Origin of the sequence: Streptomyces angustmyceticus (assembly GCF_019933235.1) — a bacterium.
Taxonomy (GTDB): Bacteria; Actinomycetota; Actinomycetes; order Streptomycetales; family Streptomycetaceae; genus Streptomyces; species Streptomyces angustmyceticus.
In genome coordinates, this window is record NZ_CP082945.1 from 7,885,437 (window position 1) to 7,906,906 (window position 21,470).

General features: G+C 67.6%; 15 protein-coding genes, 2 pseudogenes and 1 riboswitch. Of the genes and pseudogenes, 5 read left to right on the forward strand and 12 right to left on the reverse strand.

The annotated features are described in order from the left end of the window. On the reverse strand, positions 1 to 684 hold the full coding sequence (locus tag K7396_RS34540) for a response regulator transcription factor (RefSeq protein ID WP_086718771.1): 684 nt from the start codon (positions 682 to 684) through the stop codon (positions 1 to 3). 178 nt (positions 685 to 862) lie between these two features. Between K7396_RS34540 and K7396_RS34545 the strand changes: the two genes are divergently transcribed. Next, positions 863 to 1,018: a hypothetical protein gene (locus K7396_RS34545; protein ID WP_158101139.1), complete on the forward strand. Its 156-nt coding sequence runs from the start codon at positions 863 to 865 to the stop codon at positions 1,016 to 1,018. Positions 1,019 to 1,372: 354 nt separating this feature from the next. Here the strand turns inward: K7396_RS34545 and K7396_RS34550 are convergent, their stop codons facing one another. From K7396_RS34550 to K7396_RS34600, 11 genes and pseudogenes are all read right to left on the reverse strand, one after another. Continuing rightward, complete coding sequence (locus K7396_RS34550) at positions 1,373 to 1,888, reverse strand: alpha/beta hydrolase (RefSeq protein WP_233476827.1); 516 nt, start codon at positions 1,886 to 1,888, stop codon at positions 1,373 to 1,375. 12 nt (positions 1,889 to 1,900) lie between these two features. Further along, on the reverse strand, positions 1,901 to 2,119 hold the full coding sequence (locus K7396_RS34555) for a hypothetical protein (RefSeq protein ID WP_223660327.1): 219 nt from the start codon (positions 2,117 to 2,119) through the stop codon (positions 1,901 to 1,903). 134 nt (positions 2,120 to 2,253) lie between these two features. Then, a pseudogene (locus K7396_RS34560) lies at positions 2,254 to 2,586 on the reverse strand (citrate/2-methylcitrate synthase); the annotation flags it as partial. Between the two features lie 16 nt (positions 2,587 to 2,602). Next, on the reverse strand, positions 2,603 to 3,925 hold the full coding sequence (thiI, locus tag K7396_RS34565; protein WP_152104944.1) for a tRNA uracil 4-sulfurtransferase ThiI: 1,323 nt from the start codon (positions 3,923 to 3,925) through the stop codon (positions 2,603 to 2,605). Positions 3,926 to 4,096: 171 nt separating this feature from the next. Beyond that, a riboswitch (cobalamin riboswitch) is annotated at positions 4,097 to 4,315 on the reverse strand. Between the two features lie 525 nt (positions 4,316 to 4,840). Further along, the gene (locus tag K7396_RS34570) at positions 4,841 to 6,115 is read right to left on the reverse strand and encodes a helix-turn-helix domain-containing protein (RefSeq protein WP_143589032.1); all 1,275 of its coding nucleotides are present in this window, start codon (positions 6,113 to 6,115) and stop codon (positions 4,841 to 4,843) included. A gap of 94 nt (positions 6,116 to 6,209) precedes the next feature. Further along, positions 6,210 to 9,485, reverse strand: coding sequence for a carbamoyl-phosphate synthase large subunit (gene carB / locus K7396_RS34575; protein ID WP_086715722.1), 3,276 nt, complete (start codon positions 9,483 to 9,485; stop codon positions 6,210 to 6,212). Next, positions 9,485 to 10,585 carry a glutamine-hydrolyzing carbamoyl-phosphate synthase small subunit gene (gene carA / locus K7396_RS34580; RefSeq protein ID WP_223660328.1) on the reverse strand — a complete coding sequence of 367 codons (1,101 nt, stop codon included), beginning with the start codon at positions 10,583 to 10,585 and terminating at the stop codon, positions 9,485 to 9,487. Before carA ends, carB begins: the two co-directional genes overlap by 1 nt. A 1,037-nt stretch (positions 10,586 to 11,622) precedes the next feature. After that, entirely contained in the window at positions 11,623 to 12,009 is a 387-nt protein-coding gene (locus K7396_RS34585; RefSeq protein ID WP_086715718.1) for a class I SAM-dependent methyltransferase, read from the reverse strand. 536 nt (positions 12,010 to 12,545) lie between these two features. Beyond that, positions 12,546 to 13,435, reverse strand: a pseudogene (locus K7396_RS34590) (crotonase/enoyl-CoA hydratase family protein). Beyond that, entirely contained in the window at positions 13,362 to 14,930 is a 1,569-nt protein-coding gene (locus K7396_RS34595) for a hypothetical protein (protein WP_086715715.1), read from the reverse strand. The pseudogene K7396_RS34590 and the gene K7396_RS34595 overlap by 74 nt, the downstream one beginning before the upstream one ends. Positions 14,931 to 16,318: 1,388 nt before the next feature. Then, positions 16,319 to 17,530, reverse strand: a complete 1,212-nt coding sequence (locus K7396_RS34600; protein ID WP_143589031.1) for an MFS transporter — start codon at positions 17,528 to 17,530, stop codon at positions 16,319 to 16,321. Between the two features lie 145 nt (positions 17,531 to 17,675). Here K7396_RS34600 and K7396_RS34605 point away from each other — a divergent pair, with 145 nt between their 5' ends. The 4 genes from K7396_RS34605 to K7396_RS34620 all read left to right on the forward strand — a co-directional run bounded on the left by K7396_RS34605 (position 17,676) and on the right by K7396_RS34620 (position 21,415). After that, positions 17,676 to 18,209, forward strand: a complete 534-nt coding sequence (locus K7396_RS34605; RefSeq protein WP_174886984.1) for a PadR family transcriptional regulator — start codon at positions 17,676 to 17,678, stop codon at positions 18,207 to 18,209. A 697-nt stretch (positions 18,210 to 18,906) separates the two neighbouring features. Further along, positions 18,907 to 19,683 (forward strand): FAD-dependent thymidylate synthase, encoded by a 777-nt coding sequence (gene thyX, locus K7396_RS34610; protein WP_086715711.1) that lies wholly within the window; start codon positions 18,907 to 18,909, stop codon positions 19,681 to 19,683. A gap of 26 nt (positions 19,684 to 19,709) precedes the next feature. Then, positions 19,710 to 20,273, forward strand: a complete 564-nt coding sequence (locus K7396_RS34615) for an LOG family protein (RefSeq protein WP_086715709.1) — start codon at positions 19,710 to 19,712, stop codon at positions 20,271 to 20,273. After that, complete coding sequence (locus tag K7396_RS34620) at positions 20,270 to 21,415, forward strand: isopenicillin N synthase family dioxygenase (protein ID WP_223660329.1); 1,146 nt, start codon at positions 20,270 to 20,272, stop codon at positions 21,413 to 21,415. The genes K7396_RS34615 and K7396_RS34620 overlap by 4 nt, the downstream gene beginning before the upstream one ends. Positions 21,416 to 21,470 lie beyond the last annotated feature (55 nt).

Here is a 21,470-nt window from a genome sequence, read left to right on the forward strand (position 1 = left end):
TCAGCTCTCCCCGGGAGGTTCGAGCCGGTAGCCGAAGTGCCGCAGGGTCGTGATCCGTACCCGGTCACCGAGCTTGTGGCGGAGTGCCGCGATGTGCACGTCGAGCGTCTTGGTGGAGCCGAACCAGTTTGTGTCCCACACCTCGCCCATCAGGTCCTCCCGGCTCACCGCACTGCCGACCGAGGCGGCCAGCCGCACCAGCAGATCGAACTCCTTGGGCCTCAGCTCCACCTCGCCCTCCGGGGTCAGGCATCGCCGGGCGGTGCGATCGATGAGCAGGGCGCCGTGCCTGGTCGGGCCAGTCCCGCCGTGCCGGCCCGGAGCCGCCCGCCGCAGGTGGGCGGCGATCCGCGCCTGCAGCTCGGCCAGCCGGAACGGCTTGGTCAGATAGTCGTCGGCGCCCGACTCCAGCGCCTCGATCACATCCATCTCACCGCTGCGCGCCGTCAGGACGACGAGCACGGCCCGCGGCAGCAGCTCGCGCAGCCTCCGGCACAGCTCGAAGCCGTCCACGTCCGGCAGCCCCAGGTCCAGCAGCACCAGCTCGGCGGGCTCCCGCCCGGCACGCTCCAGCGCCGCCGCCCCGTCGGGGCACCAGTCGCACTCATGACCCCGCGCGCGCAACATCGAAGCGAGCCTGCCGCCGATGGCCTCGTCGTCCTCGACAATCACGATCCGTGCCACGCCCTCACGCTAGCGGTGGGCGCGGCCCGGTACGACTCGGCGGGGGCGCACATACACGGGCGGGGCCAGTCGGGTGATGGCGGGGGACAACGCCCCGCCGGCCGCCGCGAGGAGAACCTGCCACAGCGACAGGTGCACCCCCGTTCCGCCGGGCACACCAGGCTCCCTCCTGGCACGCTTGCTAGGTGACCGCACGCCACTGACCCTGCCCACCGGGATCCTCGCTGCCGGACTGCTCGTCGCCGCGGCGGCTTCGGCCGCTTCCACGCTCCACGCGGCGAGCGAACTGCACAACAACGTCGAGATCGCCGAAAGCCGCTCCGGCGTCGGATAGGAAGCCCAGGTCTGGCCGCCCTGGCGGCGCGCGAACGCGACAAAAGATCACACCCGGCCCTGTGGGGCAATGGCGACCCCCGAGAAATCGGCCCGAGTCCCTCTGCGCACAGCGCTGGGCACGTTGAATTCCTGCGCTACTGCACGGGCCGGCGGATCGCGGGTGGACGGCGGACGGCCCTCCAAGAGCGAGTGACGATAGTGAGCTACGGGACTTCCTTCAGTCACCGGCCGCCTGAACGCAAGCAGCCGGATATCCGGTCCGACCCCGCGTGCCACGGCAGACCGATGCGCTCCTGGTGAAAGGCCACGGGAGGCGGCCATCCTCTACATCTCGGCTCGTGCATGGCTGTTGTCACAGGTTCAGCAGCAGGTCCCGGACCGTGTCGGGCTGGGACAGGAACGGGTGGTGGCCGGCGTCGAGTTCGACGACGTTGTCGGCCCGGCCGGCGAATTCGCGCTGCAGGCGCGGCGGGGTGCCCCGGTCCTGAGCGCAGACGAGGTAGGTCGAGGGCGCCTGCTGCCATGCGGCAGCCCCGACCTGCTGCCCGGTCACCTGCAGGCTCTGCGGGGCAAGGTGGTGGGCCGCCTGCGCCTGGACCTCGGGGTCGCAGTCCTGCAGGAACGTGTTCACGAGCAGCTCGGGGAGGACCCCGAACGTGCCGGCGTCGGGGTCGATGTCGAGGAACGGGGCGGGGTTGTCGGCCCCGAAATCCGACAGGCTCTGCCCGGCCTCGGGCAGGTAGCTGGAGACCAGTAGGAGGTGGCGCACCGACCCGATTCCCGCAGCGGCCTCCGCAGTGACGATGCGGCCGTAGCTGTGGGCGACCACGACGGTCGGCTCGTCGCCGGCCTGCAGTACCTGCCGCACCGCGGCCACGTCCTAGGGCAGCCCCGGACCGCCGACGCCGCTGGGCAGGCCCGCCTCGCCGCAGCTCGGCAACGCCGGGGCCACACTCGGCACCCCCTGCTCCTGCAGCAGCTCGGCGGCGCGGTGCCACCACCACGATCCGTCCCGCACGCACGCCCCGTGCACGAACACGACTCTCATCGCCACCTCCCAGTCGGCCTCGACCGCCCCGGCCCGTTTGTCGATCGTCAAGTGCCCAGTACATGCGTCCCGGCGACGAGGGAAGGGACGACGGACCCTCGGTTACAGGCAGCCTCCCTGCGCAGCCGGAGACACGCCGGTGCAAGTCCAGTCAACCGGATGACGGTGCGCTCGATCCGCAGGCACTACCGAGCGTGTACCGGGACCGCGCGCCGGCCGGGTCCGTTGTAGACGCCGAGTGGGCGGATGCGGGAGTTGTGCTCCAGCTGCTCGGTGATGTGCGCGGTCCATCCGGTGATCCTGCTCATCACGAAGAGAGGGGTGGAGGTGGGGACGTCGAACCCCATCAGGTGGTACGCGAGCCCGGCGGGGTAGTCGAGGTCGGGGTGGATGCCCTTGCGGCTGAGCATCGCGTGGCGGAGCGCGGAGTGCAGGGCGGCCAGCCGGGCCGCGTCGGGGGAGTCCGCACTCGCGACCAGGAGGTCGGTGGCCTCTTGCACGATCGGGACGCGGAAGTCGGGCGACGGCCCCCGGTCATGAGGGCACCATCCCGGACTGTCCTGTCGCGCACGTGGCCGGAACGGGGTGGCCGGACGCGAGGCCGTGGTCCTGACCGTCCGCGTCGGGCTCCGCTTCCTCGCCGGGGACTCCCGGGTACATGACCTGGACGTCGCGCAGCAGGCCGTCCACCACGTCGTCCAGGTCGAGGCGCTTCTCCACGGTGTGCAGGTTGGTCAGCCCGGCCCGCAGGCTGACGCGGGGCGGCGCGAGGAGTTTGCAGCAGTCCTCGTCCGGCAGTACGGAGATCTCCGCGGTGCCGATGGACCGGGCCTCGTCGATGATCTCCTGCTTCTCCCAGCCGACCAGGGGCCGCAGCACCGGCAGGGTTGCCGCCTCGTCGACGGCTGCCATGTTCGCCAGGGTCTGGCTGGCCACCTGCCCCAGGCTGTCACCGGTCACCAGGGCTTCCGCCCGGGTGCGGCCCGCCAGCGCGGAAGCGGCGCGGACCATCAGCCGTCGCTGTGCCACGACCTGGAGCCTGCCGGCCCCCGCGATGGCCAGCTGCTTCTGTGCGTGGCCGAGGGCGATGACGTGCAGCCGCCCGCCGGGCTGGTAGCGATTCAGTTCACGCGCGAGGGCGTACGCCTTGTAGACCGATGCCGCGTTCGTATACGGAGCGCCGGTGAAATGCACGAAGTCGCAGCGCAGCCCGCGGCGCATCGCCCGGTAGGCCGCCACGGGCGAGTCGTAGCCGCCGGAGAGCAGAACCAGAGCGCGTCCGCTGGAGCCCACGGGCAGGCCGCCCGGTCCCGGGTGACGGGTCCAGGAGACGTAGCTCTCCTTGTGGTCGACCTCGACCGAGACCAGTACGTCCGGGCTGGAGAGGTTCACCGGGAGGGGGCCCAGGGCTTCCCGGACGCGGGCCCCGAGAAAGCGCTCGAACTGCGAGGACGTCATCTCGAAGCGCTTGTTCCGCCGCTTGACCCGCACGGCGAAACTGATCGAGGGCCGTTCCGCGCGAGCGGCGGTGAGCGCCTCCACGGCCGTCTCGGTGATGTCCGACACGGTGCTCGGGACACGCAGGGCGGGCTCCACCGAGTTGAACCCGATCACCCGGCGGGCGCGCTCCACGAGATCTTCCAAGGGAACCTCGCCGCCGAGCACGGTGACGTTCTGGCCGGACTTGATCCATGTGGAGCCGCCGATGCCACGCAGGGCGCCGCGGAGGTTGTCGTGCAGCCGCTCGGTGAACAGGTGCCGGTTGCGGCCCTTGAGGAAGATCTCACCGTGCTTGAGCAGGACACAGGGCCCGCTGGGGATGGGGAGGGGCGCCCTGGGGGAGGGGACGGCGGGCATGCTCGGTTCGGCAGGCACGAAACTCTCCTTCGCGAGTCGTCGTGAGGGCCGGCGCAGGGCCGCGAACGGGGCGCAGACCCGGCCGTCCCCGCTCTGCGCAGGGCTGGGTGGGACACACCACTCGCTCAGCGGTCCCGCTGCCGGGACGCGTGGATCCGTGCGCGGTGATCACCCCCCGCACGAGCAGTGGCAGGTCTTCGGACTCGTGGGCACATCCCGACGGAAGGGACACCCACTGGCCGTCGCTTCCCAGGTCACATGCGGACCCAGTGCTTCATGACGGCGGTCGTTCCCACTCACCGCTGCGAGGCAGTCCCGGACTCCCACCGGGTTCCCTCTTGCGACACCCCGTCTGGCGGACGGGCTGAACCAGCTGCCGGTCCAGGGTAGACAAGGCGGCGCGCATTCCGTGAACCGGACCTTGATTCTGCACTCTGAGCCGGGATGGCCGATTCGAGGCTCTGTCGGGTATGGGAATGATGCGTCATTCTGAGGCGCCTGTCGGTATGCGCCTGTCAGTGCCGGCCGTGCCGCCACCTCCTGCCCTGCGGCGCGCGGCGCCGGGAACGCTCACGCTCCACCCGCCGCCGTGATGCACAGGATGTCGTCCGGCCCGGCCGGCACGCCTCTCTGTCCGCAGCGTGCCGGTGCGGCTGTCGGGCGGCGAGGACAGAGCGATCTCCACCCGGCCGTCCGGCACCAGGTCGAGCAGCACAGCCGTGTCCCGGTCCGTGCCGCAGCCGGCGTCCACGACGGTCTCGCGCCCGTCGGATTCAGCCGGCCGAGGGTGCGCTTGCCCCACTGCTGGTGCGGCAAGGGAGGCGAGTCGCATGTCTCGGCATCCCCGGTAAGGGGCACGATCCCGGCACGGACTGCCGCGCCGGGCCGTGGCGCCCCGGTGTCGTGCAGCCACCGTCACGGCAATCCGCAGTGCTCTCGTGCCGGCGCGCCGTGGAACTGCCTGACCATGTTGAGGATGCGGAACTGCGGGTATTGGGGCTTACCTGTGGGCATGGCGAGCCCATGGGCCAGGAGGTCTTGGACGAAGTCCACGGCCTCGACGTCTGAGTACCCGGAGATCTGGGCGGCCTCGTCCACAGACCAGCTGTCGGGGATCCGGACCAGTCGACCGAAGAAGGACCTCGATCTACCAGTCAGCTCCGCAACCGCTGAGTGCACCGACTCCGCAACGCCTGGAGCGCTGTCGTGCGTCGTGCCCTGGGAGACGACCCGGACGTAGTCCCGCGAAATCTGGTCGAGCACGCAGTCGCTGGAGGAGAACGCGAAGCGGGAGGAGATCTGCTTCATGGTGCCCGGGACGCCGTCCACCAGGTTGCAGATTGCGGCGAGCGACCGGCCGTTCTCGCGTGTGACGTCGAACTCCGGGACGTAGTAGCGAACGTAGTTGCGTAACAGGAGGATCGACGCGGTCGGCTCGTGCCATTGCTCGTGGCCGCCCCGGTCGGGGAGCAACAGTGGGAACACGGGGAATACTCGCTCACTGGGGCCTCCCGCGGGAGTACGTGCGGTGAGCACGATGCGGAGTGTGGTGAAGCGCTGGAGCAGGAGTTGGGCGCAGAGCGGGTCGATGCTCTCCGCTGCGTCGCACACGAGCAGCGACGGTTTGTCCCCCACCACGTCGCTCAGTCCCTGCACCACGTCGGCCAGGTTCGCGGTTGAGCCGTCCAGGTAGCTGCGGATCGAGCCCTCGAAGGGGAACTGCGGGGCGCCCTGCCGGGAGATCCATAAGACGGGCCAGTCGTCGGCGTGTAATCGGCGCGCTATGTCCGCGGCCAGCCGGGTTTTCCCCACACCGCCGACGCCGGTCAGTGTCACCAGCCGTTCCGACCGGGTGACCAGCCAGTCGATGAGCGCGTGTACTTCCTGTTCCCGGCCGACCAGGCCGTTGGTGGGGGTGGGGGGCGCGATCGATCCGGACAGCGCGTGGGACGCCAGGTCAGCGGGCCGGGCTCGGCCCGCGGCGCTCTCGAAGTCGTGTTGGGCCCGCCCGGTCAGCCGCAGTGCCTGGACCAGCATGCGTACGGTGTCCAATCGGGGCCGGTGGGTGCGCTTGACCTCCAGATCGCGGACAGCACGCTCGCTCAGGCCCGCCAGGTCGGCCAGTTGCCGCTGGGTGATCCCGGCCCGTTGCCGGTGGTCACGGAGGATCGTGCCGAATGATGTACCCATCTTGCTCACACCGCCTTCGTCAGAAGTGGGGGGCGCCGTAGCCCGGCGACGGGGACCACGGTGGGCAGCGCTGCCGCGCGCCCGGACCCGCAGTTCACGCCTGGAGCGGCCGTACGCCGAGGGTGTCGTGCCTGCCGTCCTCGATGCCCTGGACCGCTGCCGCGGCGCCCTGGATGGTCGTCACGCAGGGCACGTGCCGGGCCACCGCGGCGGTGCGGATCTCGTAGCCGTCGACGCGCAGCCCGGGCTTGCCGTAGGGGGTATTGATGACGAGATCGATCTCGCCGGCCCGTATGCGGTCGACGATGTCGTGGGGCACACCGTCCTGGTGCTTGGCCACCACCTCGCAGGCGATGCCCGTACGCCGCAGCACCTCGGCCGTGCCTGCCGTGGCCAGGATGGTGAAACCGAGGTCGGCGAGGCGTTTGGTGGGCAGGATGACGTCGCGCTTGTCGCGGTTGGCCACCGAGACGAACACTGTGCCGCTCAGCGGCAGCGAAGCGTAGGCGGCGGTCTGGGACTTGGCGAAGGCGGGGCCGAAGGCCACGTCGATGCCCATGACTTCGCCGGTGGACTTCATCTCGGGGCCGAGCACGGAGTCGATGCCGTGGCCTTCGAGGGTGCGGAAGCGGTGGAACGGGAGTACGGCCTCTTTGACTGCCACTCGGTCGTGGGTGCCCCACTCGGCGCCGTCGTCGGCCGGCAGCAGACTTTCGGTGCGCAGCCGGTCAATCCGGGTGCCGAGCATGATGCGGGCGGCGGCCTTGGCCAGCGGGACACCGGTCGCCTTGGAGACGAACGGGATGGTGCGGGAGGCGCGCGGGTTGGCCTCGAGGACGTACAACACGCCACCCTTGAGCGCGTACTGGACGTTCAGCAGCCCGCGTACGCCGATGCCGCGAGCGAGGGCGGCGGTCGACCGGCGCACCGCCTCGACGTCCCGGCGACCCAGGGTGATCGGGGGTAGTACGCACGCGGAATCGCCGGAGTGGATGCCAGCTTCCTCGATGTGCTCCATGATGCCCCCGAGGAAGAGTTCCTGGCCGTCGTACAGGGCGTCTACGTCGATCTCGACGGCGCCGTCGAGGAATCGGTCGACGAGCACCGGGTGCCGGGGGTTGATGTCGGTGGCGCGGGCGATGTAGCCCGCCAGGCACTCCTCGTCGTGGACGATCTCCATACCGCGCCCACCCAGCACGTAGGAGGGTCGCACCAGTACGGGATAGCCGATGGTGTCGGCGACTTGGCGGGCCTGCTCGAAGGAGGTGGCGGTGCCGTACTTCGGGGCGGGCAGGCCGGCTTCCCTCAGCACCGCGGCGAACGCGCCACGGTCTTCTGCCAGATGGATCGCGGCCGGCGGGGTGCCCAGGATGGGTACGCCGGCGGCCTCAAGTCGCTGCGCCAGTCCGAGCGGTGTCTGTCCGCCCAACTGTACGATGACGCCGGCCAGCCGGCCGGAGCACTGCTCGGCGTGCACGACCTCCAGGACGTCCTCCAGGGTGAGCGGCTCGAAGTAGAGCCGGTCGGAGGTGTCGTAGTCGGTGGAGACCGTCTCAGGATTGCAGTTGACCATCACCGTCTCGTAGCCGGAGGTGCGCAATGCGGTGGCGGCGTGGACACAGGAGTAGTCGAACTCGATGCCTTGGCCTATGCGGTTGGGTCCGGATCCCAGGATGATCACCTTGGGGCGCTCGTGTTGTTCGGCCACCTCTGTCTCGGCGGCCGGGTCCAGTTCGTACGCCGAGTAGTGGTAGGGCGTGCTGGCTGCGAATTCGGCGGCGCAGGTGTCCACGGTCTTGAACACCGGGCGCACGGCGAGCTGCTGTCGCAGCGTGCGCACTCCCTCCTCACCGGACAACTCCGGCCTCAGCAGGGAGATTTGCCGGTCGGACAGGCCGCAGCGCTTGGCCCGTCGGAGCAGCTCCCTGTCTACCGCAGGGGCGGTGACGATCTGCCGGTGCAGTTCGACAACGGCGGCGATCTGGCCCACGAACCACCGGTCGATGCCGCTGGCGGCGTGCACCTGCTCCACGGTGGCACCCAGGCGCAGCGCGCGTTCGACGGTGTAGAGCCGGCCGTCGTGCGCGGTGCGCAGTTCCTCCAGTGTGGCGGCCGCGTTGGTGCCGGTGGGGTCGGGGGCGGTCCACCAGCCGGCGCGAGAGGTTTCCATGGAGCGCAGCGCCTTGCCGAGCGCCTCAGGGAAGTTGCGCCCCAGCGCCATGGCCTCGCCGACGCTCTTCATCGTCGTGGTCAGCGAAGTGTCGGCACCGGGGAACTTCTCGAAGTCGAACCGGGGGACCTTCACCGCGACGTAGTCCAGAGTGGGTTCGAAGCTCGCGGGTGTCTGGCCTGTGATGTCGTTGCGGATCTCGTCCAGGCTGTAGCCGATCGCCAGCCTGGCGGCGATCTTGGCGATCGGGAAACCGGTGGCCTTGGAGGCCAGCGCGCTGGATCGGGAGACCCGTGGGTTCATCTCGATGACCACCATGCGGCCGGTCTCCGGGTGCACAGCGAACTGGATGTTGCAGCCGCCGGTGGCCACGCCGACAGCCCGCAGGACGGCGATGCCCAGGTCGCGCATCTGCTGGTACTCGCGGTCCGTGAGCGTCATGGCCGGCGCGACTGTCACCGAGTCGCCGGTGTGCACGCCCATGGGGTCGACGTTCTCAATGGAGCAGACCACGACCACGTTGTCGCGGTGGTCGCGCATCAGCTCCAGTTCGTACTCCTTCCATCCCAGGACACTCTCCTCGACGAGCACCTCAGTCACGGGGGACTCCGCGAGCCCCAGTTGGGCCATCCGCCGCAGCTCTTCGGGGGTGTGAGCCAGGCCAGAGCCCAGTCCGCCCATGGTGAAGCTGGGTCGGATCACCACCGGCAGCCCATGGATGTCGGCGAACGCCTCCACCTCCCGCATCGAGCGGCACACCGCGCTCTGTGGCACCTCGCCGCCGACATCCCGCACGATGTCCTTGAAGCGCTGGCGGTCCTCCCCGCGCTGGATGGCGTCGATGTCGGCGCCGATGAGCTCCACCCCGTATTTGGCCAGTACGCCGCGTTCGTGCAAGGCCAGTGCGGTGTTGAGGGCGGTCTGGCCGCCCAGGGTGGCCAGGATCGCGTCCGGACGCTCGGCCTCGATGATCTTTTCCACGAAGTCCGGGGTGATCGGCTCGATATAGGTCGCGTCGGCGAACTCCGGATCGGTCATGATCGTCGCCGGGTTGGAGTTGACCAGGGAGACCCGGATGCCCTCGGCCCGCAGCACCCGGCATGCCTGTGTCCCGGAGTAGTCGAACTCGCAGGCTTGGCCGATCATGATCGGTCCCGAGCCGATGACCAGGACGTGTTGGATATCGGTCCTCTTGGGCATCAGCGGTCCCCCTCCATGAGCTGCGCGAAGTGGTCGAACAGCGGCGCCGCGTCATGCGGTCCGGCCGCCGATTCCGGGTGGAACTGCACCGAGAACGCGGGGCGGTCCAGCAGCCGCAGCCCTTCGACAGTGCAGTCGTTGGCGCAATGGTGGCTGACCGCCGCGGGGCCGAAGTCGGTCGCGAACTCCTCGCCCGGCTCTCCCTCCACCGCGAACCCGTGATTCTGCGCGGTGATCGCGACCGCACCAGTCGTGGCATCCACCACCGGAATGTTGATTCCCCGGTGCCCGTAGCGGAGCTTGTACGTCTCACGCCCCAGCGCCCGGCCCAGGATCTGGTTGCCGAAACAGATCCCGAACAGTGGGATGCGGCGGTCGAGGATCCGCCGGACCAGCTCCACCTGCGCGTCGGCAGTCGCCGGGTCTCCCGGGCCGTTCGACAGGAAGACGCCGTCTGCGCCGATGGCCAGCACCTCGTCCAGTGGCGTGGAGGAGGGCAGGATGTGCACCTCCATGCCGCGGAGGGCCATCATGCGCGGGGTGTTCGTCTTGATGCCCAGGTCCAGCGCTGCAACGGTGAATCGTTTCCGCCCTCGAGCCGGGACGACGTACGGGCGGCAGGTGGTGACCTGGGTGGCCAGCTCCGCGCCCAGCCCACGGGGACCGGCGGAGACTTGGGCGACCATCCGCTTTGGCGCGGATAGCGCGGAGCCGGAGAATATCCCACCGCGCATCGTGCCGTGCTCGCGTACGTGCCGGGTGAGTCCGCGGGTGTCGACTCCGGCGATGCCCACCACGCCCTGGTCCACCAACTCCGCTTCCAGCGACCGCCGCGAGCGCCAGCTGGAAGGCATCCGCGCGGGGTCGCGCACCGCGTAGCCGGCCACCCAGATGTGTTGTGATTCGTCATCCTCGTCGTTCCAACCGGTGTTTCCGATCTGCGGTGCCGTCGACACCACGATCTGTCGGTGGTACGAGGGATCTGTCAAGGTTTCCTGATACCCAGTCATACCCGTGGTGAACACCACTTCGCCCAAGCATGACCCAGTTCTACCGAATTCCGCACCGTGAAAAATCCGGCCATCTTCCAGCACCAACATCGCAGCAGACCGCACGGTTTCCCCCTTGTGACGACACACGAGGCCAGTTGATTTTCGGCTTCCGAACATGCGCTAAGACGCAACCCCGCACGGCGGGACGCGCCTGTGATCCATGAAATTGAGCCGAATCCGATGAAAAAGAGGCAAGGTTATGGCACCTTCGCGTGCTGACGTCGGAGAGTCCACTCCGAGATCTCCGCGAAACACCGAGTACCTGGGAATTCTCCCGTCATCCCCATCGCGCCACGGTGAACTGGGACACGTGTCGGATTCGGCGGGCAGGCGTACATGCCCACTGTCGATGTCTCCCTTGCGGGGCGAGTCGGCCGGGCGGAGCAGACCCGTCGGGCGCTCCCTTACCTCGGACAGCGGGAGCCCCGGCCGCTCCGGCGCCTGATTCACTTGACCATGCCCAGGCACCCGGTCTGCTCGGGCCCGGCATACGTCTGCGCAACCGCAGCTTCAATGCTCATGAGTGACCTCCGACAGTCCGGACCACGTGGGGTGGGATGCGTCGTTGAATGCCGACCGGACCTTGGCCGCAGGGCTCGAGAGTCCTGCCCGCAGTTGGCTTCGTAAGGGCTTCACTCCGGCGGGCTCCCTCCAGGTATCCCGACCCGCTCAACCGGCGGGCATGGTTTCGGCTTCAGGCGTACAGCGCAGGCGCCGACGAACACCGGAAAGCTTCGCAGAAAAGTGCAGAGAGGTCGTACCCAACGGACCCAGTGCGTTCTACCCATGGGTATACGCCGCTGACCAGCACTGTTCCCGTTCTCTCTGTGGATTTTTCCGCACCTGGGGACCAGTTTTTCCGCCGGTTCTTCCGCCCCTCCTCTGTTGGTCGCCCCCGTTCCCGGCCCTTGCCGCGCGGTTGGCCGGACAGTAGCCGGGCCGGGGATGTCAGGACCTGCGGGCAGTGACGAGGGCGTGCTTCATAGCCCGGGCGGCCGCGGCGGTACCCCCGTCCGCGGGCACCACGCGTCGCGGACCATCCGCTCCCAGTGCTCGGTGGCGAAGTAGCTGCCGGCGCGGACAGATCACCAATGCCAGCCATCAGGCGGTCGTTCTGTTGTGGGAGTGAGGTAGGCGGCGAGCGCCTCACAGAGCCAGGCGGTCGGGCGGTCGGGGTTGAAGCCGTGCCGTAGCAGCTCGGCCTGCCAGTCGGCGCTCAGGTCGACGGGGACCACGACGCGGCGGCAGCGGGCGGCCGTTTGGTCCCTGGTCGGCAGCCGGGCCAGGAGGCCGTCCTTGTACGCGCACAATCGCGGGCCGTCCATCTCGTACACCGTGCTGTGCGTGTCCTCGGGCCACCGCAGGCGAAAGGCATGGGTGTCCAACCCGGCACCGAGCAACACGAACTGCCGACAGCCCATCTCCTGCGCGGCGTGCACGTAGTCGTCGAAGAACCGGGTGCGCAGCGGCACGTAGTAGACGAGTCACTGCCAAAGGGGGTCGCGGTCTCTCGGGGAACGGCCATGTGTCCAGGGAACCAGCCGCCGCGAGAAGACGTTCGGCCACCGCGTCGCGGTAGAGCGCGTCGGGCCGCCCGTTTTCGGTGACCGTGCACCAGTCACCAGCATCGCCGTCAGCTCGACTCCGGAGGGCAGCGGGGGTGTGTTGGCCGGCATAGGGACATCTCCTCCACGCTGCGATCTCCGGACTGTTCACTCTTTCCTCGTATCCCAACATTTCCAGGTGCTGTGGGTGCAGCCAGCCTTGCATCCTCTTGGGCCATTCAGGATGCGGCCAACTCCTGGATGGCCTTGCCACGTTGAATCAGGAAAATCCAGCGCAGATTCAATGCAAGTGAGCGGACCTGCCGCACCTACTGTCGTACACCACGTCGAAAGTGCTGCCGAGTCGACGCGCAATGCGTTCCCAAGCGCGTGCTCGCATATGGGCCAGTTCGCGACCGTTTCACGTGCGGGGCGGCTGCGGCCGTGCCGCACCGCCGGTCGCGTCAATGTCGGTTCCAGACCGGTGTGCGCTTCTCCGCGAAGGCGCGGGCTCCCTCCTCCGCGTCCTTCGAGGCGTTTACCGGGGCCGCGATCTCATCCTGTGCCGCGAAGGCGGCCGCCGAGTCCCTGCCACCGCAGACCTGCTGCACGCGCTTGATGGCGGCCAGCGGGAGGGGGGCGTTGCGAGCGATGCGGTGCGCCAGCTCCAGTGCGGCCGGCAGGCTCTCACCGTCCGCGACAACCCGGTTGACCAGCCCGAAGTGCTCGGCCGTCGCGGCCGTCAGTGGCTGGCCGGTGAGCAGCGTCTCCATGGCAACTGGTAGGGAAGGCGCTGCGGCAGCCGCAGGGCGCCGCCCTCGGCCGGAATGAGCCCGCGGGTCACCTCAGGGAGCGCGAACGTGGCCGAGCGGCCGCATACGATCAGATCGCAGGCGAGGGCGAGTTCGAGCCCACCGCCGAGCGCCCAGCCCTCCACGGCGGCGATGACCGGCTTCTCCAGCTGGGCCCGGGTCAACCCGCAGAACCCCTGGCTATCGACGAGAGGTATGCCCTCGGTCGGGAACGCCTTCAGGTCCATGCCGGCGCTGAAGGTGCCTCCGGCGCCCGTGATCACTCCGACCGACAGGGCATCGTCATCCGCGAAGCGCCTCAGCGCGTCGGCGAGTTGTTGCGACACCGCGCGGTTGACTGCGTTGCGTGCCTCGGCCCGATCGATTGTCATGACGCATACCCGGTCTTGGACGGACGTCGTGACCACTCTCGTCATGTACACCACCCTTGGTGTTCCCGCCGCGGACAGTGCACCGCTCAAGGGGTGGTCATGCACATCGCGTCGATACCTCCCCAGGCGCCCCGATATACGGCGTTTGATTGCTCGACACCTGCCCAGCATTGCCGTCCGCTACTCCCGTCGTGCAAAACCCCTTGATCCTCTCGTGGAGCTCGCGGCTGAGGTGGCTGTTCCGGTACGGCGGCCCTGAGACCTCGGCGAGGAGCTCCTGCAGACTCAGCCGCAACATGGTCAGCCGCTGGGTGGGGCGGACCTCCAGCACCGGGTCGAGAGTGTCCGGTACCGCGTCCAGTTCGCCCTTGCGCAAGTAGGCTCGGGCCAGGTCGATCCGGGTGAGCATCTCCATGCCGTAGTACCGCTGCCCGCGGGGCAGTCGCTCATGGAGCGTCAGCGCTCCCCGGAGCTTGGCCAGCGAGTCGCCTGTGCGATTCAGTAGTAGCAGGGAGCCTCCGGCGAGATAGCGCTCCCGGTCCTGGGTGAGGTTGAAGAACACATCCTCTCGGTTCGGGTCGGCGTCGTAGACCGAGCCGTGCTCCCACTGCGCCAGCAGCGCGAGTGCTTCTCCGGCCTCCCCCTCCGCGCCCCAGGCCCGCGCCTCCAGCAGGGTGAGGTAGGAATCTGTGCCATCGGGAAAGCTGCGGCGACGGCCGTCGGCGGCGAGCCGTGCCGACTCCGGGTAGTCGCCGGCCCAGAACGCCAAGCGGGACTGGACCGCCCGGATCCACCGCCGGGCGCCGTCGTGGTCGGCCTGTTCCGCGCACATCCAGCCGGCCCGGACATGGGTGAGTGCGGCGGCGTGGTGGCCCAGGTCCTCACAAAGCCAAGCGAGCAGGGCACAGGTCTTGGCGGCGAGCAAATACAACTCACGGGTGTACGCAAGCTGTTGACGATCACGCAGGAGAGAGGTCACCCTGTCCCTCAGTTGGAGGGCGCGGCGGAGAGAGATGGGCAAGGGGCTGCGCATCAGGACGTATGTGAGGTCCAGGAGCTCTTGGTGCAGCTTCCCCAGCACCTCCTCGTCAACATTTGTCTCGGTCGCCAGAAAAGCCAACTGCAGAGATTCTTCCGAGCTACGCTCCAGAGTCTCGAAAATGTCCTGAGTCGGAGGACGCCCCGGGGAATGAGCTGAGGAAACATCCAGCATCGCGAACGCCGGACGGGACGTACCCGGTGCTCCGTCGAACATGTTCCGTTTCGTATCAGATGAATCCGGCGCCCCTGTTCTGGTTCTATTTTGCGCAGCCGCCGCGTGGTACGCGGCTCGCTCCGCCTCCGGCAAGTGCTGTAGGTCCGAGTAATCGACCAGCTCGTCCCAGGAGACCCCGTAGATCTCGCTGAGGGTGCGCAGCGCCTTCATGGAGGGGCGTGTCCCGCGCGCAGGCCACTGTTCATAGTCCCAGATGCGGGCGCCTTTCATGGGCGCTCTCGGGTCGCTGAGCAGCGCGTTGAAGCGGCCCGCTACCTCGTCCAGGGTCAGTTCGTTGGCCAGTCGCCAGGCGAGACGCGGCCGCATCGCGCAGCTGCGCATGAGCTCCGCCGCCATGTGGTGAACGAGCTGTCCCTCGGCAACGCCTAATCGGAGCAGATCGGCACGCATTTTTTGACGGTGCGGCTTTCTCCCCGGCTGCATGGATTTACTCACAGCCAACACCCCCAGTGACGTGGAACCTCCTCAAAGGCATCTTCGTCATGTTCCGCACGGAACCCACCACGACGTCTTCGTCATCCCTCTGCCCTGCCGGAAAGGCCGGTCGCCGCACGTGCTCAGAGTATGGTTTTTCGTCTGTTCGAATTCCGGGAAACTGGCGGCCCCCACCGACGACCAGTTGAGGCCCTCCCGCCGAATGTCGGACACGGAACGTCACCATCCCAAGTCGTTTCGCGTACGCTCGATGGCGTAGCGTCGAAGGTCGTTGAAGGGCGGCCAGTGGGGGCGGTGCGTCTTCTCGCCCGCTCCGAACCGGCCGAGGAGACGTCGGCGTTCTCCCCCTGTGGCGGGTTGAATGGGACAGCGCGGTGAGGGAACAGGCACAGTCACGTGTGTCTCCAGCCTTGGGGTCAGTGCAACCGTTGGTGCTGAGAGTGATCTTGTCCGGTTAGCGCGCTTAGCGGCTGGTTTCCAGTCAGATGGTCCTCGGCTGGTTCGGACGGGTCGGCGAGCCGTCCTGTTACCGCTGACCGCCGTTCGACGGCTCTCGGTGCGATCGGACAGCGGCATGTTCTTGAGGCCGGACATCGGCCTCGGATCCCCTGCCCTCTCGTGGCGTAGCTGATCAAGGTGTGGGAATGCGCGGGCTTCGCCCTCGCGTTCCAGGCGTTGATGTGGTTGCGGATCTGCTGGACCAGGGCGTTGATGCTGGAGAAAGCGCTGCGGCGGAAGGGGTACTGGGAGGTGATCCCGAACCAGATCTGTATCTGGTTCATCCGCGAGGACCCGACAGGGGCGAAGATGGAAGTGGGCGTGTGGGTTTTCCGCCAGCCATGCCTCCACGTCCGGGAGCGTATGCGTGGACAGGTTGTCCAGGAAGGTATGGATCTCCCTTCCGTGCTCGACGGCCGGCTTCAGGACGGCCAGGAAGTTCGTGCCGTTCCGGTTCGGCTTGCATTCGCCAGGCACCTCACCGGCCGCCGGCGCCGAACGCCGAGCCTTTCGAGATCTTGTAGGTGTCCGAACGGTGCGGTTTCAGACTCTCCTCACGCCAGCCCCTGGCAACGTACTGCCGGGACGCCGAGCTGCCTGCGTAGCGCTTCAGGTGGCCGGCCGGTGTTCGTGTCGACCAGTGGGAGAGAGTCCGGAATCCACCGGCGGGGACATCCTCGTCAAGGCGATCACCCGGCCCGCACCCGAGGCGCCACGACAGTCGGCACATCGCGCAGACCCGCCTATACCGGCAGCTCAGCCATCGGTTCAGGGAAGAGATGAGATCCGTACCAGACTCAACGATTACGGCAGCCTCAGGATCCACAAACCGAATCACGAGAACACTAAAGCGCATCGCCGCGTCGCCGGGCGGATACCACCATCCAAACCGTGGCGACCAATGGCATGACCAGCACCACAGCGCCGATCCAGCCCAGCGAGCGCTGTGGGTATCCCGCCGCCAGAGCCTGACCGCCGATCACCGATCCCAGTCCGTTACCGAGGTTGAACGCCGAGGTGTTGGCGGACAGCGCCAGGACGGAACTGCCGCCGGCTGCGCCGAGCACCCAGGTGTTCAGCGCAGGAATCAAGGCCCCGGACGCCAGGCCCAGCCCGAACACTGCTGTCGCTGCCAGCGGCTTGCTGGCCAACATCGCGCCGAACAACAGCAGTACGACGCCCAACAGCACCAACAGCACCAACACAGTGCCCCGTACCGACCGGTCCGCCAGCGGCCCGCCGGCGAGGTTGCCCACAAGGCTGCCGACCCCGAACACGAACAGCAGCAGGGTCACCATCGTCGGGGCCAGCCCGGTGGTGTCGGCCAGCGAAGGCCCGATGTAGGCATAGGGAGTGAACCAGGCGATCTGGGACAGCGTCGTCACAGTCAGCGCGAGCAGCACCGGCCCCCGGCCGAGCACCGTGACCTCGCTTCGTACGCTCTGCGGCCGCTGCTGGCCGCCGCCCGCCGGCAGCAGTGCCACCAGCACGGTGGCACCGACCACATTGACCCCGGCCACTGCCCAGAACGCCGACCGCCAGCCCCACTGCTGCCCGATCAGCGTCCCCAGTGGCCCACCGAAGACCGTTGCCGCGGTGAATCCGGCGGTCACCCACGAAACCGCCGAAGCCGCACGATGCGGCGGTGACATCCGCACGGCCGAGACGATGCAGGCGGCGGCGAACGTACTGTGGGTCAGCGCGGCGACCGTGCGAGCCGCGACCATCATCCCGAAGCTCCCGGCTGCCGCGACGAAGACATTGGCGAGCGCGAAGACCAGCATCAGCACCACGATGAGCCGTTTGAGCGGCACCCGCGCCGTCAGGGCACTGACCGCCGGCCCTCCAATTGCAGCCGCCAACGCATATGCGCTCAGCAGCCAGCCCGCGCTCGGTACGGACACCTTCAACGACTGGGAGATGTCTCCCAGCAGACCGACCAGGACGTACTCCGACGAGCAGAGGGCGAACACACACAGTGGCAGCGCCAATAGGGCACCCGTGCGTGTCCTGCCCTCCACTAAGCCGGAGTGAGCCTCATCCGTCGTCACGGCCACTGCAAATTCCTCTCTCGCAGTCAAGGTACCTAGATGTCGATGTATAACGTAGGCTACGTAATCAGGTGCGGGCAATATGGTTCCGGGTCGGCCGACGGGCCGTCAGAAGCTCGGCGACCACACAGAACAGGGGATAATGCGAGACATGCTGGAGCTGGCGATCTTGGGGTTCCTCTACGACACCTCGCTGCACGGGTACGACCTGCGCCGCCGGATCGCCGCTCTCGCTGGTCACATTCGCCCCATCGCGGACGGCACGCTCTACCCCGCGATCAAGCGGCTGGAGAAGGCCGGCCTCCTCGCCCGGGAAACCCGGCCCGGCCAGGCCGCCGCCCCCCGGCACATGCTCACCCTCACCGAACAAGGCACGGCCGAGTTGCGCGAGCGCCTACGTCGCCCGGTCGAGCAGGACATCACCGACGAGGGCCGCTGGTTCGTCCTCCTGGCCTTTCTGCGCCATTTGCGTAATCCCGCAGAGGAGGCCGCGGTGCTTCGTCGACGCCTGGCCTTCCTCACCGAACCGTCCAGCTACTTCTACGAGGACGGGCGCCCGTTGCGGGCCGAGGACTTCGACGACCCCTACCGTCGGGGCATGCTCAGCATCGCCCGGGCCACCAGTGCCGCGGAGCTGGCCTGGCTGCACGAGACCCTCGCCGTGCTCGAACCGCCACCCCAGTAACGGCAGTTAACATTTCGTCTCATTCGGTGTGCTCGGTAGTCTGAACTTGTGCCGATCACGGAACTCTTGGTGCCGCACGAGCTGTACGCCCCGTTTCAGCGGGTGGTGCTGCCCATCCCGTCATGATTTCAGGGTGCAGGGCACAGGGCGACGGCGGTACGGTCGGCGCGTGGTCCTCGCGGCGATCATCTTCGTGGCACAACGGCCTGACGCAACGTCAGCTAACGCAGGTCTCCGGACCGCCGGGGCGGCCGCACATCGTCGATTCCAAATGCGCCTGTGCTCAGTTGGTGCAGACAGGCCGTGATGCGGCCTGGCCCGCACCCCACGTCTGCAACCGGCCCTTCTCCGTTAGAGCGCACCAGCTCGGCGAACAGTGCCAGGACGGCTCGCTCTCCGGGTGCTTCGTCCAGGAGATTACGCATCTGGTTCGCATGACTCGCGGCAACAGTGCCATAGGACGGCCGTGTGTCTCCCCACCGACTGTCAGTGTTCGGCCCGATTCCCACACCGGCAGACTACCCATCAGTCAAATGAGTTGACCCCCGAACCACCGGACGCAAGTACCCGATCCACGGCGGCAGTTCGGCGGCGAAAGCCGCCGCCGGACTGCCGGTACAACTTCCGCTCCCCGCGCCAACCGACGGCTAACTTCGAGTGCGTTGACATCCACGCACGGCTTCGAGGAAGTGACGCCATGTCGAACCAGACCAACGGGGGTGGCGAGGTGGCCGCCGCCACCCTGGAGGCGGACGAGCGCTCGTCCGACATCGAGTTGAAGAGCGAGATAACCGTCGACCTCGTGGACTCCGTCGGCGACGACCTCGCGGTGGTGCGGGCAGCTCGGGTTTCCACCATTGGAGAGCGGGCGCAGCGGGAATCCGCCAGCGACTCCTATGCCAGCGGGCTCATCAAGTACCTCATGCGCAACCGGCACGGCAGCCCGTTCGAGCACAACCAGATGACGTTCCTGGTCAAGGCGCCCATCTTCACCGTGCGCCACATGATGCGGCACCGCACCTGGTCCTTTAACGAGGAGAGCGCCCGCTACCGCGAGATCTCCCCGGTGTTCTACGTCCCCGACTCCGATCGCCTGCTCCGGCAAGAGGGGAAGCCCGGTCACTACCACTACGTCGCTGGCGGCGAGGGCGACTACGAACGGCTGCTGTCGGTGGCGACGGATTCGTACCGCACTGCCTACTCCGCCTACACCGAACTGCTTTCCCGGGGCATCTCCCGTGAGATCGCGCGGTCGGTGCTGCCTTCCGCGACGTACTCCAGCGTCTATGCGACCTGCAACGCCCGTTCCCTCATGCACTTCCTCAGCCTGCGGACGAGCAATCCGGACGCGGCGTACCCGTCGGCACCCCAGCGTGAGATCGAAATCGTCGCGCAGCGCATGGAGGAACTCTGGGCGGGACTGATGCCGCAGACACACGCGGCCTTCAACGCTTGTGGCCGGGTCAGCCCCTGAATGCCCAACAGTCCCGGAGGGAGCATATGAACGGCCGGGTAACCATATACGCAGGTTCGCATTCGGGGACGGACCACGAGTTCGAAAAGGCGGTCGACCGCTTTGTACGCGACCTCGTCGGACATGGCATGGGGATCGTCTATGGGGGTGGTCGGGTCGGGCTGATGGGTACGGTCGCCAACGCGGCACTGTGCGAGGGCGGTGAAGTGACCGGGGTCATCCCGCGCTCGCTCACCGACGCCGAGATCACCCACCCCTACCTCACCCAGTTGCACGTCGTGGATTCCATGCACGAGCGCAAGCACCTCATGGCGGACCTGGGTGACGTCTTCGTCGCGGTACCGGGCGGAGTCGGGACGGTGGAGGAACTCTTCGAGGTCTGGGCCTGGTTGATCCTGGGCTTCCATCAGAAGCCGGTCACTCTGCTGAACATCAACGGGTACTGGGACCCGCTGCTGTCGATGATCCGCGTGATGACACGGTCCGGATTCCTCAGCGAGAAGGAGGAAGCAAGCATCCGTCCCATTGAGAACGCCGCGGAACTCGTGCGACTGCTGGGCGGCTGGCGACCGCCACCCCCCCGTTGGTGACCCTCGACACCACCTCACAAATGGGCTCACGAAAGGCCCGCCACTACGCATTCCCCCAAGGACACTCCTCCGGCAAGGACACCATGAACGCATCTCACGGCACCAGCGGAACGGCAGTCCAGCCCACTGCCGACAAGGTAACCCTGATAGATGGCTATGTTCCGGTGATCGACCTCAGCAGCGCCTGGACGGGCGGCCCCGAGGGACGTCGGGCCGTCGGCCGGGCGCTCGGAGAAGTCTGCGAACACAGCGGATTCCTCGCTGTCGCCGGACACGGGGTCTCCGAGACAGTCATTGCGGAAATGTATCGCGCGACCCAGGAGTTCTTCGCTCTTCCGCTGTCCGAGAAAAAGCGGCTGCTCGCGGATCCCGACGATCCGCTGATGCGCGGATTCGGCCGCCCCGGCAGCCTGGCTGCCTCGAACGCGGACGCAAGCCTGGACCGGGAACGCGCGCTGCCCGACATCTCCGAGACCTACACCATCAACAAGCTCGGCGAGCCGGCGTCGCCCGGCCTTCCCAGCGACGCCGACCCTCATCTCAAACTGCCCAACAAGTGGCCCGAACTTCCGCGCTTCGCGGAGGCGTACCGCGCGTACTACGCCGCGATGGAAAACCTGGCTCGGGAGATCATGCGGCTGTTCGCGCTCGCGCTGGACCTGCCGGAATCGTGGTTCGACGACAAGATCGACGAGCACATGACGAACATGACGGCGAACTACTATCCGGCGCAGCCCGATCCGCCCGAGCCCGGTCGGGCGCGCAAGGGGCACCACAGCGACTGGGGCTGTCTGACCATCCTCTACCAGGACGGCGCACCAGGCGGGCTCCAGGTTCTGGACAAGGCAGAGCGATGGGTGGAGGTGCCGGCGATCGCCAGCACCTTCGTCATCAACATCGGAGATCTCATGGCACGGTGGACCAACGACAGGTGGGTGAGCACAGTCCACCGGGTGGTCAATCCACCGCGCGCGGTGGCCATGTGCGAACGGTACTCGGTCCCGTTCTTCTACCAGCCGAACTACGGCGCGGTCATCGAGTGCATTCCCACGTGTACGGATCCCGGCAACCCGCCGAAGTACGGACCGATCACCTCCGGCGCCTACATCATGGACAAGTTCCGGCGTGCCTACGGCAATTAACCACAAACTTTGGGGGTCCCCCTTGGAAGCAGAACACACGACGCCAGGCTCCATA

Coding starts and splice junctions, on each gene's coding strand:
- thiI (WP_152104944.1), bottom strand. CDS start 3,925: ATGCCCGCCGTCCCCTCCCCCAGGGCGCCCCTCCCCATCCCCAGCGGG.
- K7396_RS34595 (WP_086715715.1), bottom strand. CDS start 14,930: ATGCGTGCCGATCTGCTCCGATTAGGCGTTGCCGAGGGACAGCTCGTT.
- thyX (WP_086715711.1), top strand. CDS start 18,907: ATGTCGAACCAGACCAACGGGGGTGGCGAGGTGGCCGCCGCCACCCTG.
- K7396_RS34615 (WP_086715709.1), top strand. CDS start 19,710: ATGAACGGCCGGGTAACCATATACGCAGGTTCGCATTCGGGGACGGAC.
- carB (WP_086715722.1), bottom strand. CDS start 9,485: ATGCCCAAGAGGACCGATATCCAACACGTCCTGGTCATCGGCTCGGGA.
- carA (WP_223660328.1), bottom strand. CDS start 10,585: ATGTTGGTGCTGGAAGATGGCCGGATTTTTCACGGTGCGGAATTCGGT.
- K7396_RS34605 (WP_174886984.1), top strand. CDS start 17,676: ATGCTGGAGCTGGCGATCTTGGGGTTCCTCTACGACACCTCGCTGCAC.
- K7396_RS34570 (WP_143589032.1), bottom strand. CDS start 6,115: ATGGGTACATCATTCGGCACGATCCTCCGTGACCACCGGCAACGGGCC.